The organism is Paracoccus sediminilitoris, assembly GCF_003259195.1.
Taxonomy (GTDB): domain Bacteria; phylum Pseudomonadota; class Alphaproteobacteria; order Rhodobacterales; family Rhodobacteraceae; genus Paracoccus; species Paracoccus sediminilitoris.
Window position 1 is genome coordinate 482,717 of record NZ_QJPK01000001.1, and the last position, 18,491, is coordinate 501,207.

At 65.5% G+C, this 18,491-nt stretch carries 20 protein-coding genes; 6 read left to right on the plus strand and 14 right to left on the minus strand.

Annotated features, from left to right (window positions below):
• The first annotated feature begins 34 nt into the window (after nucleotides 1-34).
• The gene (gene ilvN / locus DKT70_RS02305; protein WP_072295273.1) at nucleotides 35-595 is read left to right on the plus strand and encodes an acetolactate synthase small subunit; all 561 of its coding nucleotides are present in this window, start codon (nucleotides 35-37) and stop codon (nucleotides 593-595) included.
• 46 nt (nucleotides 596-641) lie between these two features.
• On the opposite strand, the gene DKT70_RS02310 is transcribed toward ilvN, so the two are convergent.
• The 3 genes from DKT70_RS02310 to DKT70_RS02320 all read right to left on the minus strand — a co-directional run bounded on the left by DKT70_RS02310 (nucleotide 642) and on the right by DKT70_RS02320 (nucleotide 3,232).
• Nucleotides 642-1,034: a hypothetical protein gene (locus DKT70_RS02310; protein WP_199559510.1), complete on the minus strand. Its 393-nt coding sequence runs from the start codon at nucleotides 1,032-1,034 to the stop codon at nucleotides 642-644.
• A gap of 155 nt (nucleotides 1,035-1,189) precedes the next feature.
• Nucleotides 1,190-2,488 carry a DUF2254 domain-containing protein gene (locus DKT70_RS02315; RefSeq protein ID WP_111557616.1) on the minus strand — a complete coding sequence of 433 codons (1,299 nt, stop codon included), beginning with the start codon at nucleotides 2,486-2,488 and terminating at the stop codon, nucleotides 1,190-1,192.
• Nucleotides 2,489-2,491: 3 nt separating this feature from the next.
• Complete coding sequence (locus DKT70_RS02320; protein WP_111557617.1) at nucleotides 2,492-3,232, minus strand: M48 family metalloprotease; 741 nt, start codon at nucleotides 3,230-3,232, stop codon at nucleotides 2,492-2,494.
• A 200-nt stretch (nucleotides 3,233-3,432) separates the two neighbouring features.
• On the opposite strand from DKT70_RS02320, the gene DKT70_RS02325 reads away from it, so the two are divergent.
• The gene (locus tag DKT70_RS02325) at nucleotides 3,433-3,681 is read left to right on the plus strand and encodes a hypothetical protein (protein ID WP_072295277.1); all 249 of its coding nucleotides are present in this window, start codon (nucleotides 3,433-3,435) and stop codon (nucleotides 3,679-3,681) included.
• Here the strand turns inward: DKT70_RS02325 and DKT70_RS02330 are convergent.
• The gene (locus DKT70_RS02330) at nucleotides 3,654-3,926 is read right to left on the minus strand and encodes a DUF167 domain-containing protein (RefSeq protein WP_111557618.1); all 273 of its coding nucleotides are present in this window, start codon (nucleotides 3,924-3,926) and stop codon (nucleotides 3,654-3,656) included. The genes DKT70_RS02325 and DKT70_RS02330 overlap by 28 nt on opposite strands.
• 90 nt (nucleotides 3,927-4,016) lie before the next feature.
• On the opposite strand from DKT70_RS02330, the gene DKT70_RS02335 reads away from it, so the two are divergent.
• Nucleotides 4,017-4,580, plus strand: coding sequence for a nitroreductase family protein (locus DKT70_RS02335; RefSeq protein ID WP_111557897.1), 564 nt, complete (start codon nucleotides 4,017-4,019; stop codon nucleotides 4,578-4,580).
• On the plus strand, nucleotides 4,577-5,293 hold the full coding sequence (locus DKT70_RS02340) for an EI24 domain-containing protein (RefSeq protein ID WP_111557619.1): 717 nt from the start codon (nucleotides 4,577-4,579) through the stop codon (nucleotides 5,291-5,293). Before DKT70_RS02335 ends, DKT70_RS02340 begins: the two co-directional genes overlap by 4 nt.
• Here the strand turns inward: DKT70_RS02340 and DKT70_RS02345 are convergent.
• Nucleotides 5,250-5,522, minus strand: a complete 273-nt coding sequence (locus tag DKT70_RS02345) for a DUF1467 family protein (RefSeq protein ID WP_111557620.1) — start codon at nucleotides 5,520-5,522, stop codon at nucleotides 5,250-5,252. The two genes, DKT70_RS02340 and DKT70_RS02345, sit on opposite strands and share 44 nt — an antisense overlap.
• Entirely contained in the window at nucleotides 5,522-5,926 is a 405-nt protein-coding gene (gene mce, locus DKT70_RS02350) for a methylmalonyl-CoA epimerase (protein ID WP_111557621.1), read from the minus strand. The genes DKT70_RS02345 and mce overlap by 1 nt, the downstream gene beginning before the upstream one ends.
• A gap of 129 nt (nucleotides 5,927-6,055) precedes the next feature.
• On the opposite strand from mce, the gene DKT70_RS02355 reads away from it, so the two are divergent.
• Nucleotides 6,056-6,784 (plus strand): response regulator, encoded by a 729-nt coding sequence (locus tag DKT70_RS02355; protein WP_111557898.1) that lies wholly within the window; start codon nucleotides 6,056-6,058, stop codon nucleotides 6,782-6,784.
• On the opposite strand, the gene DKT70_RS02360 is transcribed toward DKT70_RS02355, so the two are convergent.
• The 7 genes from DKT70_RS02360 to DKT70_RS02390 form a co-directional block, all read right to left on the minus strand.
• Nucleotides 6,781-7,956, minus strand: a complete 1,176-nt coding sequence (locus DKT70_RS02360; protein WP_111557622.1) for a DUF1501 domain-containing protein — start codon at nucleotides 7,954-7,956, stop codon at nucleotides 6,781-6,783. The genes DKT70_RS02355 and DKT70_RS02360 overlap by 4 nt on opposite strands.
• A 4-nt stretch (nucleotides 7,957-7,960) precedes the next feature.
• The gene (locus tag DKT70_RS02365) at nucleotides 7,961-9,331 is read right to left on the minus strand and encodes a DUF1800 domain-containing protein (RefSeq protein ID WP_111557623.1); all 1,371 of its coding nucleotides are present in this window, start codon (nucleotides 9,329-9,331) and stop codon (nucleotides 7,961-7,963) included.
• A gap of 65 nt (nucleotides 9,332-9,396) precedes the next feature.
• Entirely contained in the window at nucleotides 9,397-11,283 is a 1,887-nt protein-coding gene (gene aspS, locus DKT70_RS02370) for an aspartate--tRNA ligase (RefSeq protein ID WP_111557624.1), read from the minus strand.
• 59 nt (nucleotides 11,284-11,342) lie between these two features.
• Nucleotides 11,343-12,005, minus strand: a complete 663-nt coding sequence (locus DKT70_RS02375) for a type II CAAX prenyl endopeptidase Rce1 family protein (protein WP_111557625.1) — start codon at nucleotides 12,003-12,005, stop codon at nucleotides 11,343-11,345.
• On the minus strand, nucleotides 11,978-12,778 hold the full coding sequence (locus DKT70_RS02380; RefSeq protein WP_111557626.1) for a glycoside hydrolase family 25 protein: 801 nt from the start codon (nucleotides 12,776-12,778) through the stop codon (nucleotides 11,978-11,980). Before DKT70_RS02380 ends, DKT70_RS02375 begins: the two co-directional genes overlap by 28 nt.
• Nucleotides 12,779-12,961: 183 nt before the next feature.
• Nucleotides 12,962-13,267: a hypothetical protein gene (locus DKT70_RS02385; protein ID WP_111557627.1), complete on the minus strand. Its 306-nt coding sequence runs from the start codon at nucleotides 13,265-13,267 to the stop codon at nucleotides 12,962-12,964.
• Between the two features lie 66 nt (nucleotides 13,268-13,333).
• Nucleotides 13,334-14,731, minus strand: a complete 1,398-nt coding sequence (locus DKT70_RS02390; RefSeq protein WP_111557628.1) for an FAD-binding oxidoreductase — start codon at nucleotides 14,729-14,731, stop codon at nucleotides 13,334-13,336.
• A gap of 129 nt (nucleotides 14,732-14,860) precedes the next feature.
• On the opposite strand from DKT70_RS02390, the gene DKT70_RS02395 reads away from it, so the two are divergent.
• Complete coding sequence (locus DKT70_RS02395) at nucleotides 14,861-16,552, plus strand: chloride channel protein (RefSeq protein WP_111557899.1); 1,692 nt, start codon at nucleotides 14,861-14,863, stop codon at nucleotides 16,550-16,552.
• Nucleotides 16,553-16,612: 60 nt separating this feature from the next.
• On the opposite strand, the gene cobT is transcribed toward DKT70_RS02395, so the two are convergent.
• Entirely contained in the window at nucleotides 16,613-18,484 is a 1,872-nt protein-coding gene (gene cobT / locus DKT70_RS02400; RefSeq protein ID WP_111557629.1) for a cobaltochelatase subunit CobT, read from the minus strand.
• Nucleotides 18,485-18,491: the final 7 nt, after the last annotated feature.

The window sequence follows — 18,491 nt, forward strand, 5'->3', positions numbered from 1 at the left end:
CCACCATCCACGCTGCAAAAGGAAGGGTTCAGCCATGAACGCATTGAACATCCAGAAGGGCATGTCCAGCCATTCGGCCTATGACCTGAAGGACCCCCACAGCCAGGTCGAGGAAAGCCACACTTTGGCGATCATGGTCGAAAACGAGCCGGGCGTCCTGGCCCGTGTCATCGGCCTGTTTTCGGGGCGCGGCTACAACATCGACAGCCTGACAGTGGCCGAGGTCGACCATCTGGGCCACCGCTCGCGCATCACCGTGGTGACGCGCGGCACCCCGGCGGTCATTGAACAGATCAAGGCCCAGCTGGGCCGGATCGTTGTCGTCCATGAGGTTCACGACCTGACGGTCGAAGGCCCCGTCGTGGAACGCGAACTGGGCTTGTTCAAGGTCAAGGGCCAGGGCGAAAAGCGGGTCGAGGCCCTGCGCATTGCCGAGATCTTCCGCGCGAACGTGGTCGATTCGACGCTGGAGAGCTTTGTCTTCGAACTGGTGGGGCCGGTGTCCAAGCTGGACGCCTTTGCCGAACTGATGCGCCCGCTTGGCCTGATCGACCTTGCCCGCACGGGGCTGGCCGCATTGTCGCGCGGCGTATGATTTAGATGGCTGCGGGCCGGTTCCACCGGCCCGCGCAACGCGTTGATCAGCTGGCCGCGCTGCTGCGCGGCCTTTGATGCATCGTGGTTTCGCGAAAGACCGGCAGATTGCAGGCCGTCGGGCTGGGCGCCTTGAAACCCTCTTCCGAGGCACCGCCATCGACCACGCGCAATTGCGGCTGACGCGCCGGCGGCGACGCCTCGGACAGCATCTGCGGCAGCTGCGGGCATGCCTGTTCAGAGATCATCGAAACGTTCAGCGCGTGGCGAAGATTGCCCACCGTCTGCGTTTCCAGTTCGACCAGATCGCCCGGTTCGGGCCATTTGTCGGTGTTCAACAGGTTCTCGCGACCTTGCAGATAGGCCAATGTGGCCTGATCCTCGCACCAGATAATCGCTTTTTCGCGCGAATTATTGCTCCAGACGATAACGCCGATCATGGGCGCCCCTTCTTCAAAATCGCCCTAAACGCGCGATGTGGTATGAACAAAACCTGTCTATTTGTACAAGCCTGACCGAACTAAAGCATAAAACCGCCGATAAGCCAGAGTTTTTACAACCACACGGAACTTTTTTTCATTTGGCGGTTGCATGATTACCGATTTGGCACAACCGCCGCTGCCGCCTCGGATAATTGCTCGGCGCGGCGGCGAACCTGATCGCGTTGTGCCTGCAGCACCAGTCCATCCATGGCATATTCCAGACAGTCGTCCGACAGGTGAACTGCCGCCGGCCCAAAAACCTGAGGGGCCAGATTCGTCAGCGCGATCAGGCAGTCCTGCACGGCATGCTGAACCTGGAAATTCGACGAGCCGTCGCGGGCCAAGGGCAGCAGGCTTTCGCGCAGCATCTCCTCGGCGCTCAGTTCGGCCGCGTAAAGCCGCGGATAATCGACATCAGGCTGTTGAACGGTCTGCCAGATCGACAGAATGCGCAGAATGCGCGTGATGACCGCCACCGCCGTCCCCGGATCGTTCACCGCCGGCGACAGGGCGCGCTGTGCGGTTTCCGACAGCACCGTAAAGCCGAAACGCGGGTCCTGTTCGAAGCTGCGCGTGGGGCGCACGGTGATGCAGGCCGCCAGTTCGGCCCGGATCGCCTCGGCCTGGTCCTGATCCGCAGGCAGGTTCCGGACGTGTATCAAGGCGCTGCGCAGGTGGACCAAGTCACCGGGGGTGGCCGTCACATAGATGATCAGTTCGTGCTTTTCGGCCAAGTCCGACAGGGTCGCCATGTCGCAGTTCTGGACATGCCCCACGACGGGCGCGGGAACCACCATGCAATCGGGCGGCGGCGATCCGCGCAGGGGATTGGCCCCCATCCAAGGCGATTCCAGGCGCGTCGACAGCGCCGATGTGGTCGTCTCCTCGACGCGGGTCATCATGTCGCCGATCAACCCCAGTTCCCCCAGCCTGTTGATCCAGCGCAACAGCGACACCACGACGATCAGCACGATCAGCAGCGTGGCAAAGAACAGCGCGACCCGTCCTCCATCGCCATAAAGTTCGGTCTTGAGCATGATCAGCCCGACCAGGCTGAAGACAAAGGCCCCGATGAAGGTGGCCAGCACCGTCTGGCTGACGGAATCCTTGACCAGCAGCTGCACCGACCGGGGCGTCGTGCTGGAGCTGGCGGTGGCATAGGCAGCCGTCAGGATCGACAACGAAAAGGTCGTGACTGTCAGCATGCTGGAGGCAATGATCGACAGGATCGGACCGATCGCATCCGCCCCAATCTTGCCCGCAAGTCCGGAGGGAATGGTATCCTTCAGCAGATAGCCCAGGATCGCCGAAACCAGACCCAGTACCGCAAAGGCCGTGACCCTGACCCACAGCCGCTGCAGCAGCTCTCGCAGCCGCCATTGCAGCCGCCCGACATGGCCCCGCCGCGCCATCGCCTATTGGATCCGGCCGGATTGGACATCGGCCACGGCGCGGCGCACCTGCGCAAGCCGCTGCGCCCGCGACGGGTGGGTGCCCAGTACATGGTTGCCGGGGTCGGGGATACGTTCGAACAGGCGCGATCCGTTGATCGGGTCGTAATTGGCGTTCAGCGTGATGATCGAGCCGAGATAATCGGCCTCCAGCTCCCAATCGCGGGAGTAGTAGCGCGACCCGACCGAGGCGCCGATTTCCTGCGCGCGCGCCACTGCGCTGCCGTCGCCGCCATAGGCCGAGGCGATGCTGCCCAGGACCACCGACGCTGCCGTCGCGGCGCCCGTCTTGCGGTCAAGGTGGTTCAGGATGTGATGGGCGGCCTCGTGACCCGCAACGAAGGCGATTTCATCGGCGCTGCGGGTCTGGGCGATCAGCGACAGGGTGAAACCCACGATGGGGCGACCGGTATTGTCGACCGTCTGGAAGGCGTTGGGTTCCAACCCCGGACGGTCATCGACGACGAAGGCGAAATCGCAATTGATCGGGCGGGTGCGCCGGGTGACGCATTCGCGTTCGACGGCAGGCTCCATCCGGCGCATGACTTGCACGAAGGTGCGCGCGGCATTGCCCGGCGTCGCGTCATAGGGCGCCGAGGCCACCGGCAGCGGCCTGACCGGCGACGGGGCGGGTGCCTGCGGGGCGACCGGCGGGGCATCCACTGGCACCGCGCAGCCGGCCAATGTCAGCAAGGCCACCGCCATCGGGGCGGCCTTGGGAAATGTGAATAACGTGATCATATGTGCTGCCCAGTTCCCGATGCCCAGTTCACGAAGTATGTTCCGCCGACCTTGCCGCCGCGTTGCTTTGCAGTTTACCCTGCCCCGTGGCCGCGTAAACCCCGCCCGCTTGTCGCACCGCGAAGTTCACGCGATTGTCGGGCCTTCCCCCAAGGAGAATCCGGATGTTCACCATCGAACACGACTTCGACGCAACCGTGATCACCCTGATCGACGAGGCCGAGCCGAACACCCGCCCCCTGAACGAGGATGTCGTCATCCTCAATTTCGACGATCGCGTGGTGCTGGAACAGATGAGCGAGGATGGCGAAGAGGTCGTCCGCATCTGCCTGACCATGCATCAGCTGACCGAATTGCGCCTGGCGCTGAACCTGCCCGAGGGCAATTACCGGCTGGAACCCGACGCCGGCTGATCCAGCCGCACCAGCTTGTCGCGACCGGTTTGCCCGCGGATCAGCGTCAACCGCGACGGCGCGACCCCAAGCGCCTTGGCCAACAGCTTCAGCACCGCCTTGTTCGCCTTGCCATCCGCAGGCGCCGCCGTCACGTGGACGCGCAGCACGCCATCGTGAAGCGTGATGTCATTGCGCCGCGCGCCGGGCGTCACGCGCAGGGTAAAGATCGCTCCGGGCAGCGCCATATGGGTCAGATCGGCCATGCCGTCATGGATCACGCGGCGCTGCGCCTGCGCAAGCCTGCTTGCGCATCGCGCCCCGATCCGCAACATCCCCCGCAACAGGAGAATGTCATGACCTCACCCATCTTGCAGTTTCTGGCCACCCGCCGGTCCCACCCGCCCAAGCTGATGACCGGTCCCGGCCCCGATCGCCATCAGCTGACCGAATTGCTGACCCTTGCCGCCCGCGTCCCCGACCACGGCAAGCTGGAACCTTGGCGCTTTGTCGTCCTGGGCCGGCAGACGCTGGACGCGCTGGCGCCCAAGCTGCATGCAGCGGTGCTGGCCGACGGTCAGGACCAGGCGGCAGCGGACAAGGCGGCATCCGCATTCGCATCGCCGGTGATCGTCGCGGTGATCCATTCGCCGGTCGACAGCCCCAAGGTGCCGGAATGGGAACAGGAGCTGTCCTCGGGGGCGGTCTGCCTGGGGCTGGTCAACGCGGCCCTGGCGTCAGGCTGGGGTGCGGCCTGGCTGACGGGGTTCGCGGCGCTGAACCGGGATTTCGCCCAGGCCCATCTGGGCGTCGCGCCGCATGAACGCGTCGCCGGGTTGATCCATATCGGCACCCCCGGCCCCACGCCCCCCGAACGCCCGCGCCCCGACATCGCCGCCAAGACCCGGTTCCTGCCATGAAGCCGGTCGTCGCCCTGACGCGGGGCTGGGCCGACCTCTTGCGCCCGCGCATCCTGCGGCTGGTGCTGCTGGGGGTGGCGCTGACCATCGGGCTGTTCGTGGCCCTGCAGGCGGTCATCTTCTGGGCGATCCGGCTGTGGCTGCCGGGCGGTTTCACCCTGCCTTGGCTGGGCCATATCGAACTGTCGCAGCTGGTCTCATGGGGGTCGCTGGCGCTGTTCCCGGTGATGGGCTTCTTCCTGATGGCCCCGGTTGCCGCTGGTTTTTCAGGGCTTTTTGCCGAACATGTCGCCGATGCGGTGGAGGAGATCCACTATCCCCAACGCCGCGGCACATCGATCGATTTCCTTGACGGGCTGCTGGAATCGCTGGCGGTGGTGGCGGCGGTTCTGGGCGTCAGCCTGGTCAGCCTGCTGCTGACGCCATTCCTGGGGCCCTTGGCGCCGGTGCTGTTCTTCGGGGCGAACGGGTGGCTGCTGGGGCGCGAATTCTTCCAGATGGCCGCGCGACGTCACATGGACGCGGTGCAGGCCAACGACCTGCGCCGCGCCAATTCTGGCCGTATCACCGCGACGGGCGTTCTGGTGGCACTGGGGCTGGCGGTGCCGCTGGTCAACATCATGCTGCCATTGCTGGCCGCCGCCGCGTTTACCCACCTGTTCCAGATGGTCAGCGGATCAGGTGATCCAGCTGGGAAATATCGTCGCGGGTGATGTAATCGCCCAGGATGACAAAGGCGATCACGCCCCAGATCGCCGCCGTCACCAGCGTCGTGATCAACAGCTTGCGCCGCCATTGCCCCATGTCCGACGGGGCGCCCGCATGAGTGCCCGCCACGACATTCCCGGCATCGGCCTGACTGCGCTGGCCAAAGGGCAGCACGACGAACAGAGTCAGAAACCAGAGCGAGGCAAAGAGAACGATTCCGCCGGTCAGGTTCATCAGATTTCCTCCAGTTCGATCAGGCAGCCGTTGAAATCCTTGGGATGCAGAAACAGCACCGGCTTGCCATGCGCGCCGATCTTGGGTTCGCCATTGCCCAGGACCCGCGCGCCTTCGGCCTTCATCTTGTCGCGGGCGGCCAGGATGTCATCCACCTCGAAGCACATGTGATGGATTCCGCCCGAGGGGTTCTTCTCCAGAAACCCCTGGATCGGGCTGTCATCGCCAAGCGGGTAAAGCAGCTCGATCTTGGTGTTGGGCAGTTCGATAAAGACGACCGTCACGCCGTGATCGGGTTCGTCTTGGGGCGGTCCCACTTGGGCGCCAAGCGTATCGCGATACTGCGCCGCCGCCGCGTCCAGGTCGGGAACGGCAATGGCCACGTGGTTCAGTCGTCCGATCATCGATGCCTCCGCTTTGACGTCATATCTATGGGTTTTCGCGGCCCGGTGAAAGGAAAAGCATCGTCGTTAACCGGCTGTTCAGATTTGCCGCGCTAACTGACACCAGGGAAGATGGAACGGGAATCAGACATGCCGACAGATTTCGCGACGACCCATGACAAACCCTTGCCGCAGTGGCGTTTATCGCTGCCCGGTCGCCCCCTGACCGGGCTGACGGTGCTGGTGATCGAGGATTCGCGCTTTGCAAGCGAGGCCGTGCGCCTGTTGTGCCTCAGATCCGGTGCGCGGATTCGCCGCGCGGATTGCCTGCGCTCGGCACGCCGCCATCTGGCCGCCTACAGGCCCGCCGTGATCATCGTCGATCTGGGCCTGCCCGATGGCGATGGCGCGACACTGATCCAGGACCTGCACCAGGCCATCCCGCGGGTTCCGGTCATCCTAGGCATGTCGGGCGATCCCGACCTGGCGGACCGCGCCCTGAATGCCGGTGCCGACGGATTTCTTCCCAAGCCGGTGGAAAGCCTTGCGGTCTTTCAGCAGACCATCCTAGGCGCCCTGCCGCCCGAAGCGCGCGGCAGCCTTCTGCGCGCCCTGCCCGACGACATGATCCAACCCGATCAGGCCGGGCTGCGCGACGACCTGCTGCACGCGGCACAGGTGCTGTCGGATGCCAGCGATACCGATGCCATCGAATACATCATCGGCTTTCTGGCAGGTGTGGCGCGGGCGTCCCGCGACCCCGCACTGGGCGATGCCGCGGCGGCACTTGCGCGCGGCGACCGCGAAAACCTGGCCATCGATCTGACCCATCTCAGCTGCTTGGTGCAGGACCGGCTGGCGCAGGTCGCGCAGGTCTAGGCCAGCATCCTGGGATCGCCGCCCATCTGCAGATCGGGAAAGACCGTGCTTTCCAGAACCGATTTCTCGATCCCGAACTTTGCATGCATCGCCCAGGCCGCATAGGCTCGGATGTCGCGCTGCGGCATCAGATCGCGCCCGTCATAGAGGTCGCCCTCGGCCAGTCCCGGCCAATCGCCCAGCACCTTGCCGCCACGCACCGCACCCCCCGTCACCAGCATCGCGCCGCCGGTGCCGTGATCCGTCCCGGCCGAGCCGTTTTCGCGCGCCGTACGCCCGAATTCGGTCATGGCCATGACGGTCGTCCTGCCCCAGTTGTCGCCCAGATCGGACTTCAGCGTCAGGATCGCCTGCGCCAACCGGCCAAGGCTGCGGTTCAGCGACCCCGACTGGCCCGAATGCGTGTCCCAGCCCGCCAGCGAAAAGCTGGCGATGCGCGTTTCGTTGTTCAGCCGATCGGCCGCAAAGCGGGCAAGGGCCACATGCTCCTCCTCTTTCGCATCCGGGGCGGGTGCCTTGCCAAGGCCCGCGACGATTTCCAGCGCCTGCGCGCTGGCGTCGCGGAACAGCGGGTCGTCGTGATAGATCTTCATCAACAACCGTTCGGCCTGCGGCCCCAGGGTCATCGTCGCTTCCGGGGTCCAGCTTTTGGCCTGCGCCTGCCCCTGCAGGATCAGCATCTTTTCGACCCCGACGGAATAGGCGGTTTCCGACGTTTGCCCCGGCATCACCTGCAGCAGGCGGTTCAACCAGCCATCCTGTTGATCGGCCAGGTCCATGTCGGTGCCGGTGCCGGCCTCCAGCATGTTCTGGCCGTCGAAATGACTGCGCTTGTCGCGATAGGGCGTCGATACGGCGGGCGCAAAGGCCATCTGGCCCGACTGCCACAAGGGCAGCAGGTCGGACAGGCCAGGATGCAGCGCAAAGAAACCGTCCAGATCGGTTGCGCCGTGATCGGGTCCCAGTGACAACGTCTGGCGCAGCGCGCGCAGGTTCTTGTCGCCATAGGGCTGGAAGGCGTCGATCCCGTCCATGGCGCCGCGCAGGATGATCACGACCAGACGGTTTTCGCCCGGGGCGCTGGCAAAGGACGCGGTTGACATCAGCGGGCTGGCCGCCGCCGAACAGCCGATGAGCGCGGTGGATTTCAGGAACAGGCGTCGGGTCAGCATCGCGTCACCTTCTGTTGAAGTCGGCCGAGGCAAGGACCAGCGCCACGCCCTCGGGGTTGCTTTCGGCGCGCGGGACCGCCCATGCGACCGCCTCCGAGGCCGTGTCGCCAAGGGCGTCGCGCAGCAGGTCGCGCGCATCGGGCAGTTGGCCCAGCAATTCGGACGGGCTGGTCATGGCCCAGTTGATCCGCATGGCGATGCCCTGCGGGCTGGCCCAATCGCTGGCCTTTTCAGGCCAACCATCGGGTCCGTCGGGCGCGGCCCAGGGCTGCCCCATGATGGCCATCGGGTTCAGCAGGTGCCGGCGCAACGCGGCAGGCCGCAGCGCATCGACCTGCTGGCCCGTCATCCCCAGACCGCGCATCGAGGCGACCAGGAATTCAAATGGCTGGCGCATCTTGGCGCGCAGCGTCTGTTCCAGTTCGGGCGCTTGGGCCAGCGCCAGGTTCATCGCGCCCAGATCGCCCCCCGTATCGGAAAAGACGCCGGCCAGGCGATCGACCAGGCCCTGCGGCGGGTCGTCGGCCACGAAATGCACGGCCATCTTGCGCGCGATGTGACGGGCCGTGGCCTCCTGCGTGGCCAGACTGCCGATAACGGCACGGATATCGCCAAGCGAGGCCTTGCCCTTGCCTCCATAGGTTTCGCCCAGCACGGTTTCGGCGCCCGGTTCGGCTCGGCGGGGGCGAAAGACGGTGGGCTGGCGCGGGTTATAGGTCAGGCCGGTCAGCAACCGCGCCAGTTCTTCGACATCCTGCTGCGTGTAATCCGCGCCGACGCCCATGCTGTGCAGTTCGATCATCTCTCGGGCCAGGTTTTCGTTCAGGCCCAGGCTCTGCTTGGGGCGGCTTTTCGCCAGCACCGAATTCGGTCCGACCGATCGCGTCTGGTCCAGATAGCGCAGCATCGCCGGGTGGGTTTCGGCGGCGAACATCATGTCGGCGAACTTGCCCGTCAGGTGCGGGCGGATGGCGTCCTGGACGATGGCGTCCGACATCAGGTTGAAATAGATGCTGCCGCCCGCCACCGTGAAGTGATCGGCCCAGAACCAGACCAGCCGTTCCCCGAACCCCGTCGGATCATCCACCGCGCGGGCAAAGCGGTGCAGGACCGCCGCCTGAAACAGGCCGCGCAGCCGCTGCTTGTGCATGCGGCTGGCCTTGTTCTGCTCCTTGGTACCGTTGCGGGCCACCTGCGCCAGCTGCTGGCCCTCGCTTTGCCATTCGCGAACCTTGTCGAGGGTGATCCCGTCCGGTTCCGGGCCGGCCTGCGCCACCAGTCGGGCCACCTGGGCAGGGTCCGACGGCAATGGCCTGCGCGGCGACAATCCGTAACCAAGCCGGATGGCGGCAAGCTGTTCGTAGGGCAGAGACATGAAGGCGGGCTCCGGACAGTGTGCTGCTTTGCAGCATCCTGCCATGCAGGGGCCCGCCTGTCAGATCACTCTTTCGGCAAGGCGCGCAGGCGCAGGTCGCGCATCTGCTCGTTCGTGGGCTCGGACGGGGCGCCCATCATCAGGTCCTCGGCGCGCTGGTTCATCGGGAACATGATGACCTCGCGGATGTTCTGTTCGTCGGCCAGCAGCATCACGATGCGGTCGATGCCGGCAGCACAGCCCCCGTGCGGAGGCGCGCCATAGCGGAACGCCTTGACCATGCCACCGAAGCGCTTTTCGACTTCGCTGGCGGGATAGCCAGCCAGTTCAAAGGCCTTGAACATGATTTCCGGTTTGTGGTTCCGGATCGCGCCGCTGATCAACTCATAGCCGTTGCAGGCCAGGTCGTACTGGTATCCCAGAACCTCCAGCGGGTCGCCGTTCAGCGCCTCCATCCCGCCCTGGGGCATGGAGAAGGGGTTGTGGCTGAAGTCAATCTTGCCGTCGTCGGTCTTCTCGTACATCGGGAAATCGACGATCCAGGCGAACTTGAACTGGCTTTCGTCGATCAGGCCCAATTCGCGGCCAATCTCGGTGCGGGCACGGCCTGCGACACCTTCGAAGCTTTCGGGCTTGCCGCCAAGGAAGAAGGCCGCGTCGCCTACCCCTAGATTGAGTTGTTTCCGAATTTCTTCGGTGCGCTCGGGTCCAAGAGCCTTAGCGATGGGCCCGGCAGCTTCCCATGCATCCGGATGATTTTCGTGCCACTCGTTCCGACGGCGTTGAGCTTCGGCAAACGAATGCTGTTCAGCAACCGGGCCATTGGGATGGAACTCTTGATAACCGAGTTCCTCAAGGGACGGAACAGTTGAACGCCAGATGATATATCCCATGCCGGGCAGACCCTGCTGTTGGGCGAATGCGTTCATGCGGTCGGCGAACTTGCGGCTGCCGCCGGTGGGCGCGGGAATGGCGCGAACCTGGGTGCCGTCCTGTTCCAGAAGCTTGGCAAAGATGCCAAAGCCCGACCCGCGGAAATGCTCGCTGACGATCTGCATCTCGATGGGGTTGCGCAGATCCGGCTTGTCGCTGCCGTATTTCAGCAGGCTTTCCGCATAGGGGATCAGCGGCCATTCGGCATCCACGCGACGGCCGCCGCCGAATTCCTCGAACAGGCCCTGGATGACCGGCTGGACGGTGGCGAAGACATCTTCCTGACGGACGAAGGACATCTCCATGTCCAGCTGATAGAAGTCGGTCGGGCTGCGGTCGGCGCGCGGGTCCTCGTCGCGGAAGCAGGGCGCGATCTGGAAATACTTGTCAAAGCCCGCGACCATGATCAGCTGCTTGAACTGCTGCGGCGCCTGCGGCAGGGCATAGAACTTGCCCGGATGCAGGCGCGACGGCACCAGGAAGTCGCGCGCGCCTTCAGGCGACGACGCGGTGATGATCGGGGTCTGGAATTCGGTGAAGTTCTGGTCCCACATGCGGTTGCGGATCGAACGGATGACCTTGGACCGCAGCATGATGTTGTTGTGCAGGCTGTCGCGGCGAAGGTCCAGAAAGCGATAGGCCAGGCGCGTTTCTTCAGGGTAATCCTGATCGCCGAAGACCGGCAGGGGCAGTTCGTCGGACGCGCCCAGCACCTCTAGCTCGGTCGCATAGACCTCGATTTCGCCTGTGGGCAGCTTGGGGTTGACAAGCGCGGCGTCGCGCATCTTCACGCGGCCATCGATGCGGATCACGGTTTCGGCGCGCAGCTTTTCCATCGCGGCAAAGGCCGGGCTGTCGCTGTCGGCCAGGACCTGGGTCATTCCGTAATGGTCGCGCAGGTCGACGAACAGCACGCCCCCGTGGTCGCGAACGCGGTGGACCCACCCCGACAGGCGGACGGTTTCACCGGCATTGGCGGCTTTCAGATCGCCGCATGTGTGGCTGCGATAGGCGTGCATGATCAGTCCCCATTTGTTGACCCCCGCACAAAGCGCGGGACGGGCGGGAAGTCAACCGCTCAGAACGGCCGCTGGACGTTCCCGGTATAGAAATAGACCCCCATACCGACCGCGAACAGCACGTTTCCCGCCACCGCATGCAGCGCCCAAGCCGCCGGAAAACCGTGGCGCAGATAGGCGCGCGCAAAGATCCAGCCGCCGCAGAAGGTCATGAATGCGACGATCCAGGACCAGTACATCAGATGCGCGAAGGAGAAGATGGCCGCGTTCAGCGCGATGGCCGCCCGCCCCTGCGGCAGGATGGCGCCATAGCGGTGAAAGAACAGCGGGCGGAAGATCAGCTCCTGCGGCAGGGCCGACAGCAGCGGATAGAAGGTCCAGATGATCAGCAGAAATCCGGGATTGTTGCGGGGTATGGAAAACAGCGCGCCGGGACGCGTCACGGCCAGGATCGCCCAGCAGGTCAGCAGCGTCACCACCGCGATGCCCGCAACCTCCAGCCACGGCATGCGTCGCCAGCCGCGCACCAGGATGCGCCATTTGAAGCCGCCCGTGACCCACAAGAGGATCATGCCCCCGATGCTGAACAGCGCCAGCGCCGGAAACAGCATGCCCTTGGGCAAAAACAGCGCCATGGCCAGCGGCGCCCCGATATAGAGCGCCGCGAATTCCAGCTTCAGCCAGCGATGCGGCCTTACCGCACCATGCGTTGTTGCAACCATCGTGCCCAATCCGAAGCCGAACCCGCGAAGGCGTTCAGGTCCACATCACCCGAGATGCCCGGGACCGACCCTGTGCCGGTATATTGCCAGAAGCCCCAACGCTGACCCGGATAGACCCGGCTGGGGTGGTCGGCGGTCGAACGCAGCCAGAACTCGGTCCGGATGTCACCCATGCGGTTGTCGCGATAGAAATCGACCGTGGTATAGATGATCGGACGCTGCCCGTAATGGCGGCCCACGATCTGCAAGAAGATCTCGGCCTCACGCTTGATCTCATAGGCGGGGGGACGGCGCGGACAGTTGCGCGAATTGGACCATTCCATGTCCAGAACGGGGGGCAGCGACCCTGCCTCGCGCGGGACGTTCTGGATGAACCAATAGGCGTTTTCCGCGCCCGAACGGCAGAAGTAATAGAAGTGATAGGCCCCGCGCGGGATCCGCGCCTGTCCCGCCTCGCGCCAATAACGCATGAAGTTCGGATCGGTGTGATCGCCACCTTCGGTCGCCTTGATGAAGGCAAAGCTGATGCCTGCGCCGCGCACCCGGTTCCAGTCGATGTCGCCCTGCCAGCGCGAGATGTCGATCCCGTGGACGGCATGGCCATAGGGGCTGCCGTTCTGCCAGTTGTGGGGGCGGTTGTCGCCCAATTGCGGGTTCGCGCCCGGTCCCGGTGCGTTGCGATATCCACCACCACCACTGGGCGGCGTGCGGGAACATGAGATGGCGAATGTCACCACCATCAGCCCCAACAACAATTTTTTAACGATGTTCATGCCTGCCCCATTAGTTCTGCGTCGTCCGCAGCGGCTTCCTGCGCGCCATTGTTTCGGGTTATCGCAAAACCGTGAGACTTTGTCATCGGGCCGGAGCGGTCACGAGTCCGTCAGACATGAAATCGATCCAAAGTAAAACGGGCCCGCCATGGCGGACCCGCGGACATCTTTGGTCAGCAGAAATCAGTTTGCCGGGGCGGCGTCTTCCGGCGCGGCATCTTCCGTCGTGGCCTCGGGCGATGCATCGGCGGGGGTGTCTGCGCCGGGGGCACCGGGGGCCTCGTCATCGCCTGTCAGGCCTTCGGCATCGGTGACGGGTACGTCCGACGGAGGGGCGGTCGTCGCGATGCCGTCGCCTTCGGGTTCGCTGGTTCCGGGCTGGAAGACCACGAAGACCAGTGCCGCCACGACCAGGGCCACCACGATGGCGATGATTGCGGGCTTGTGGTTGCGGGCCTCGTGTTGCGGATCCTGATCGTTATGGGACATGGTTTCCTCCTCGGGGGGTTCATATGAACGCCAACGCCACCCCGCGGGACCAGTTCCCGCCCCGTGTCAGCTTGCCGCGCCGCCTTTGACCAGATCGGGCACCAGCTTGCCGGGGTTCAGGATATTGCCCGGGTCCAGCGCCGACTTGATCGCGCCCATCACCTGCCAGCCGGGGCCGTGCTCCTCGGACATCATCGACCGCTTGCCGATCCCGATCCCATGTTCGCCAGTGATCGTGCCACCCACCGTCAGCGCATGGCGGGCCATCCGCTGCGCGATCCCTTTGGCGGCAGCGATCTCGGCGGGGGATTCGGGATCGACCAGCAGCAGCGAATGGAAGTTCCCGTCGCCCACATGACCGACGATCGGCCCGATCATGCCCGCGGCCTGGATGTCCGCAGCGGCCTGTTCGACCGCATCGGCTAGCTGCGACATCGGCACGCAGACATCCGTTACCACCCCCACCGCGCCCGGCCGCAGCACGAAGGCCGCGTGATAGGCCCCGTGCCGCATCCGCCACAGCCGGGCCCGGTCCTCGGGCGTGGTGGCCCAGTCAAATCCCGACGCGCCGCAATCGCGCGCGATCTCTCCGAACCGTTCGGCATCCTGGGCGACGGCATTCTCGGAGCCGTGAAACTCGATCATCAGATGCGGCGTCTCGGGCAGGGTGGTGCCGGATTTCAGGTTGAAGGCCCGCGCCGTCAGCGCATCCACGAACTCGATCCGTGCCATCGGGATGCCCGACTGGATGGTCATCGTGACGCATTCGACCGCCGCCCGCAGATCGGGGAACCCGCAGACCGCCGATGCCACCTGTTCGGGCTGGCCATGCAGACGCAGCGTCAGTTCGGTGATGATCCCCAAGGTGCCTTCGGACCCCACGAACAGCGCCGTCAGATCGTAACCCGCGCTGCTTTTCGCCGCCCGCGTGCCGGTGCGGATGACCTGCCCGTCGGCCAGCACCACCTCCAATGCGATGACATTGTCGCGCATGGTGCCGTAACGCACCGCCGTCGTGCCGCTGGCGCGCGTGGCGGCCATCCCGCCCAGGCTGGCATCCGCGCCGGGATCGACCGAAAAGAAGAGCCCCGTCGCGCGCAAATCGGCATTCAGCGCCTCGCGCGTGACGCCGGGTTGCAGGGTGACCTGCATGTCCTCGGAGCGGGTTTCGATGATGCGGTTCATGCGCCCCAAGTTCAGCGTGACGCCCCCCTGGCTGGCCAATGCATGCCCCTCCAGCGACGTCCCGGTGCCCCAGGCGATCACCGGCACCCCCGCAGCCGCGCAGGCCTTGACGATGGCCGCAACCTCGGCGGTGGTTTCGGCATAGGCCACGGCATCGGGGGGCGGCGCGGTGTGAAAGCTCTCGGATGCCGCATGCTGTTCGCGGTCCCCGCGCCCGGTGGCAAATCGCGCCCCCAGCAGGTCCGTCAGTTCCGCGGCAAGGCTTTCGGGCAGGGCCATGGGATGTTCCTTTTTCTATGCGGGGGCAGATTACGCCCGATGCCCGCGAAGGCAACCACCCCTGCCACGCTGGACCCGGGGGCCGATCTGTGGTCGGGTGAAGGCCCGCCACGCATCGCGACCCTGCCCATGCCCCCTGCCCCGGACCCCAAACGCCCCCATCCCTGGACCGCCCTGCGCAACGGGATGCGCGACGTGATGCGCCTGATGCGCGATCGCGGCCCCAGCCAGGCGCAGTTCTGGATCTTGGCGCTGCTGATCGGCACCGGCGCGGGCTTTGCCGCCGTGGGCTTCCGGCTGGGGATTTCGGCGCTGCAGCGGGCGGTCTATGGCGCCGACGACATGACGCTGGCCAGCACGGCGGACCATCTGCCCTGGGCCTGGGTGCTGATCGTGCCGGTACTGGGCGGTCTGGCTGTCGGCCTGATCCTGGACCGCTTCACCCCCGATGCGCGCGTCCGGGCCGTCTCGGACGTGATCGAGGGCGCGGCTCTTGACGGCGGTCGCGTCGAAACCCGCGAGGGGCTGGCATCCGCCGCCGCTTCACTGATCACCCTTGGCACAGGCGGCAGTTCGGGCCGTGAAGGACCGGTCGTGCATCTGGCAGGCGTGATTTCCACTGCGGTCGCCACGCGCATCAAGGCCAGCCCCATCACCGGGCGCGAACTGCTGGGATGCGGCGTCGCGGGGGCGGTGGCGGCCAGCTTCAACGCCCCCATCGCCGGCGCCCTCTTTGCGCATGAGGTCGTGCTGCGCCATTTTGCCGTCCACGCCTTCGCCCCCATCGCCATCGCGGCCGTCGCAGGCACCGTCATCAACCGCATGCAGTTCGGCGGCCTGACCGAATTTACCCTGCCCGACCGCCTGGATATCGGCTTCTACATCGAACTTCCCGCCTTCATGCTGCTGGGTCTGGTCTGCGCGCTGGTGGCGGCGGCGATGATGAAGGGCATCTTTCGCGCCGAACGAACCGGCACGGCCATCATGGCGCGCCTGGGTTGGCCGCGCTGGTCGCGTCCGGCCATCGCGGGCCTTTTCCTGGGGCTGATCGCCATTCCCTTCCCCCATATCATCGGCGTCGGCTATGAAACCACCGCCGCTGCGCTGTCGGGTCAGATCGGTCTGTCGCAGGCGGTTCTGCTGGCATCGGTCAAGGCCCTGGCCGTCGCCATCACGCTTGGCGGACGCATGGGGGGCGGCGTCTTTTCCCCGGCGCTGGTCATGGGATCGCTGACGGGGCTGGCCTTCGGGATTATCGCGACGGGACTTGCCCCCAGCGTGTCGGGCAATGTCGACGTCTATGCTTTCGCGGGCATGGGCGCGGTGGGCGCGGCGGTGCTGGGCGCGCCCATCTCGACCGCGCTGATCGTGTTCGAGATGACGGGCGACTGGCAGACCGGCATCGCGGTGATGACCGCCATCTCGCTCAGCTCGGCCCTGGCGTCGCGGCTGGTGCGGCGGTCTTTCTTCTTCAGCCAGCTGGAAAACCGCGGTATCCATCTGGCCGAAGGCCCGCATATCTGGCTGCCCCGCAACCTGCGCATCACGCCCGTCATCCGTGCCTTGGACAGCGAAGCCGCCCCGGCCAGCGACCTGGTCCGCAACATTGCCGCCTCAGGCGATACCCTGACCCAAGGCATGACGCTGGAACAGGCGCTGCGCGAATTCGACCGCAGCGGTGCCGCCTTCCTGCCGGTGATGTCGCAGCCCGATCCCGACACGGATGGCGAACCGCAGATCATCGGCGTCGTCTATCACATCGACGCGCTGCGGACCTTGAACCGTGCCCTTGCCGAAACCGCGGCCGAGGAACACGCCTGACACAGGGCGCGCCATCGGGGGGTCCGGGGGGCCGGCCCCCCGGCCGTCGCGGGACGCAGATCAACCGCGCCGCAGTGACGCCATGCCAAGGACGCGTGCGCGCTTGCGGGGATCGCTGTCGAACAGCGCCGCCAGCTGTTCGGTGATCGCGCCGGCCAGCTGTTCCGCATCGGTGATGGTCACCGCGCGTTCGTAATAGCGCGTCACGTCATGGCCGATGCCGATGGCCAGCAATTCGACCGCACGGCGCTTTTCCACCATGGCGATCACGTCGCGCAGATGCCGTTCCAGGAAGTTCGCGGGGTTCACCGACAGCGTCGAATCATCGACCGGCGCCCCGTCGGAAATGACCATCAGGATCTTGCGCGCCTCGGACCGCTTGACCAGACGGCGATGCGCCCATTCCAGCGCCTCGCCGTCGATGTTTTCCTTCAGCAGACCTTCCTTCATCATCAGCCCCAAGTTGGGTCGCACCCGACGCCAAGGCGCATCGGCGGATTTATAGATGATGTGGCGCAGGTCGTTCAGGCGACCGGGCTGGGCGGGACGGCCGGCGGCCAGCCATGCCTCGCGCGCCTGCCCGCCCTTCCAGGCGCGGGTGGTGAAGCCCAGGATCTCGACCTTGACGTTGCAACGCTCCAGAGTGCGCGCCAGCACGTCGGCGCAGATTGCGGCGATGCTGATCGGACGCCCGCGCATCGACCCCGAATTGTCGATCAGCAGCGTGACGACCGTGTCGCGGAATTCGGTATCCTTCTCGATCTTGAAGGACAGCGGCATGGTCGGGTTCGCCACCACGCGCGCCAGGCGGCCCGCGTCCAGCACACCCTCCTCCTTGTCGAATTCCCAGCTGCGGTTCTGCTGGGCCTGCAGGCGCCGCTGCAACTTGTTCGCCAGCCGGCTGACGGCCCCGCGCAGGGGGTCCAGCTGCTTGTCCAGATAGGCGCGCAGGCGTTCCAACTCGGCCTCGTCGGCCAGATCCTCGGCGCGGATCTCCTCGTCCCAGTTCTGGGCAAAGACGGTGTAATCGGGGCTGGCATCGCTGACCGGGGGCGGCTGGTCGGGGGGCGCATCGGATTCGGGCATCTCGGCCTCGTCCGACATCTCGTCCTCGGACTGGTCGTCCATGCTGACCGAGGCCTGCTGTTCATCCTGGGTCTGTTCCTGGCTGCGTTCGGAACTGGCCTCGGAATCCTCGCTGTCATCCTGCTCGCGGGACTGGTTGTCGCCCGATTCCTCGTCCTGCTCGGAATTGTCGTCGGCGTCGTCATCCTCGGGCTGATCGGGGTCTTCGCCCAGCTGATCGCCATAGCCCAGATCGGTGATGATCTGGCGCGCCAGGCGGGCAAAGCTGGACTGGTCGGCCAGCGCCCTGTTCACGTCCGACAGCGACCCGCCCGCTTGGCTTTCCACGAAGGGACGCCACAGATCGGCCACGTTCTGCGCGCCGGGCGGCAAGGGGCGGCCGGTCGCCGCCTGCCGCACGATATAGCCCGCCGCCACCGAAAGGGGCGCATCGGCGGGGGCGCTGATCTGGGCATAGCCCTTCTTGTCGGCATCCGCCCCGATCCGCGCGTCGATGTTGGACAGCGCACCCGGCATGTCGCGCGCACCTAAAGCCTCGCAGCGGGCAGTTTCCATCGCCTCGTAAAGCTCGCGCGCCATGGGGCCTGCGGGGGCGTATTTGGCGTGCGTCGCGGCGTCGTGGTGGCGTACCCGCATGGCAAAGGCATCGGCGGTGCCGCGCGCCAGCAATACTTCGTCGCGTCCCATGCGGCGGCTGATCTGCGGAAGGCGCATCGTGTCGCCCGCCATGCCCGACGGATCCGCCGTGAAGGTGACGTTCAGTTCGTGTTCGTCGGCCATCGCCCGCGTGGCTTGGGTCAGCGCCTTCTTGAAGGGATCGGCGGGATTGTCAGTGGGCTTGTTCATGTCACGT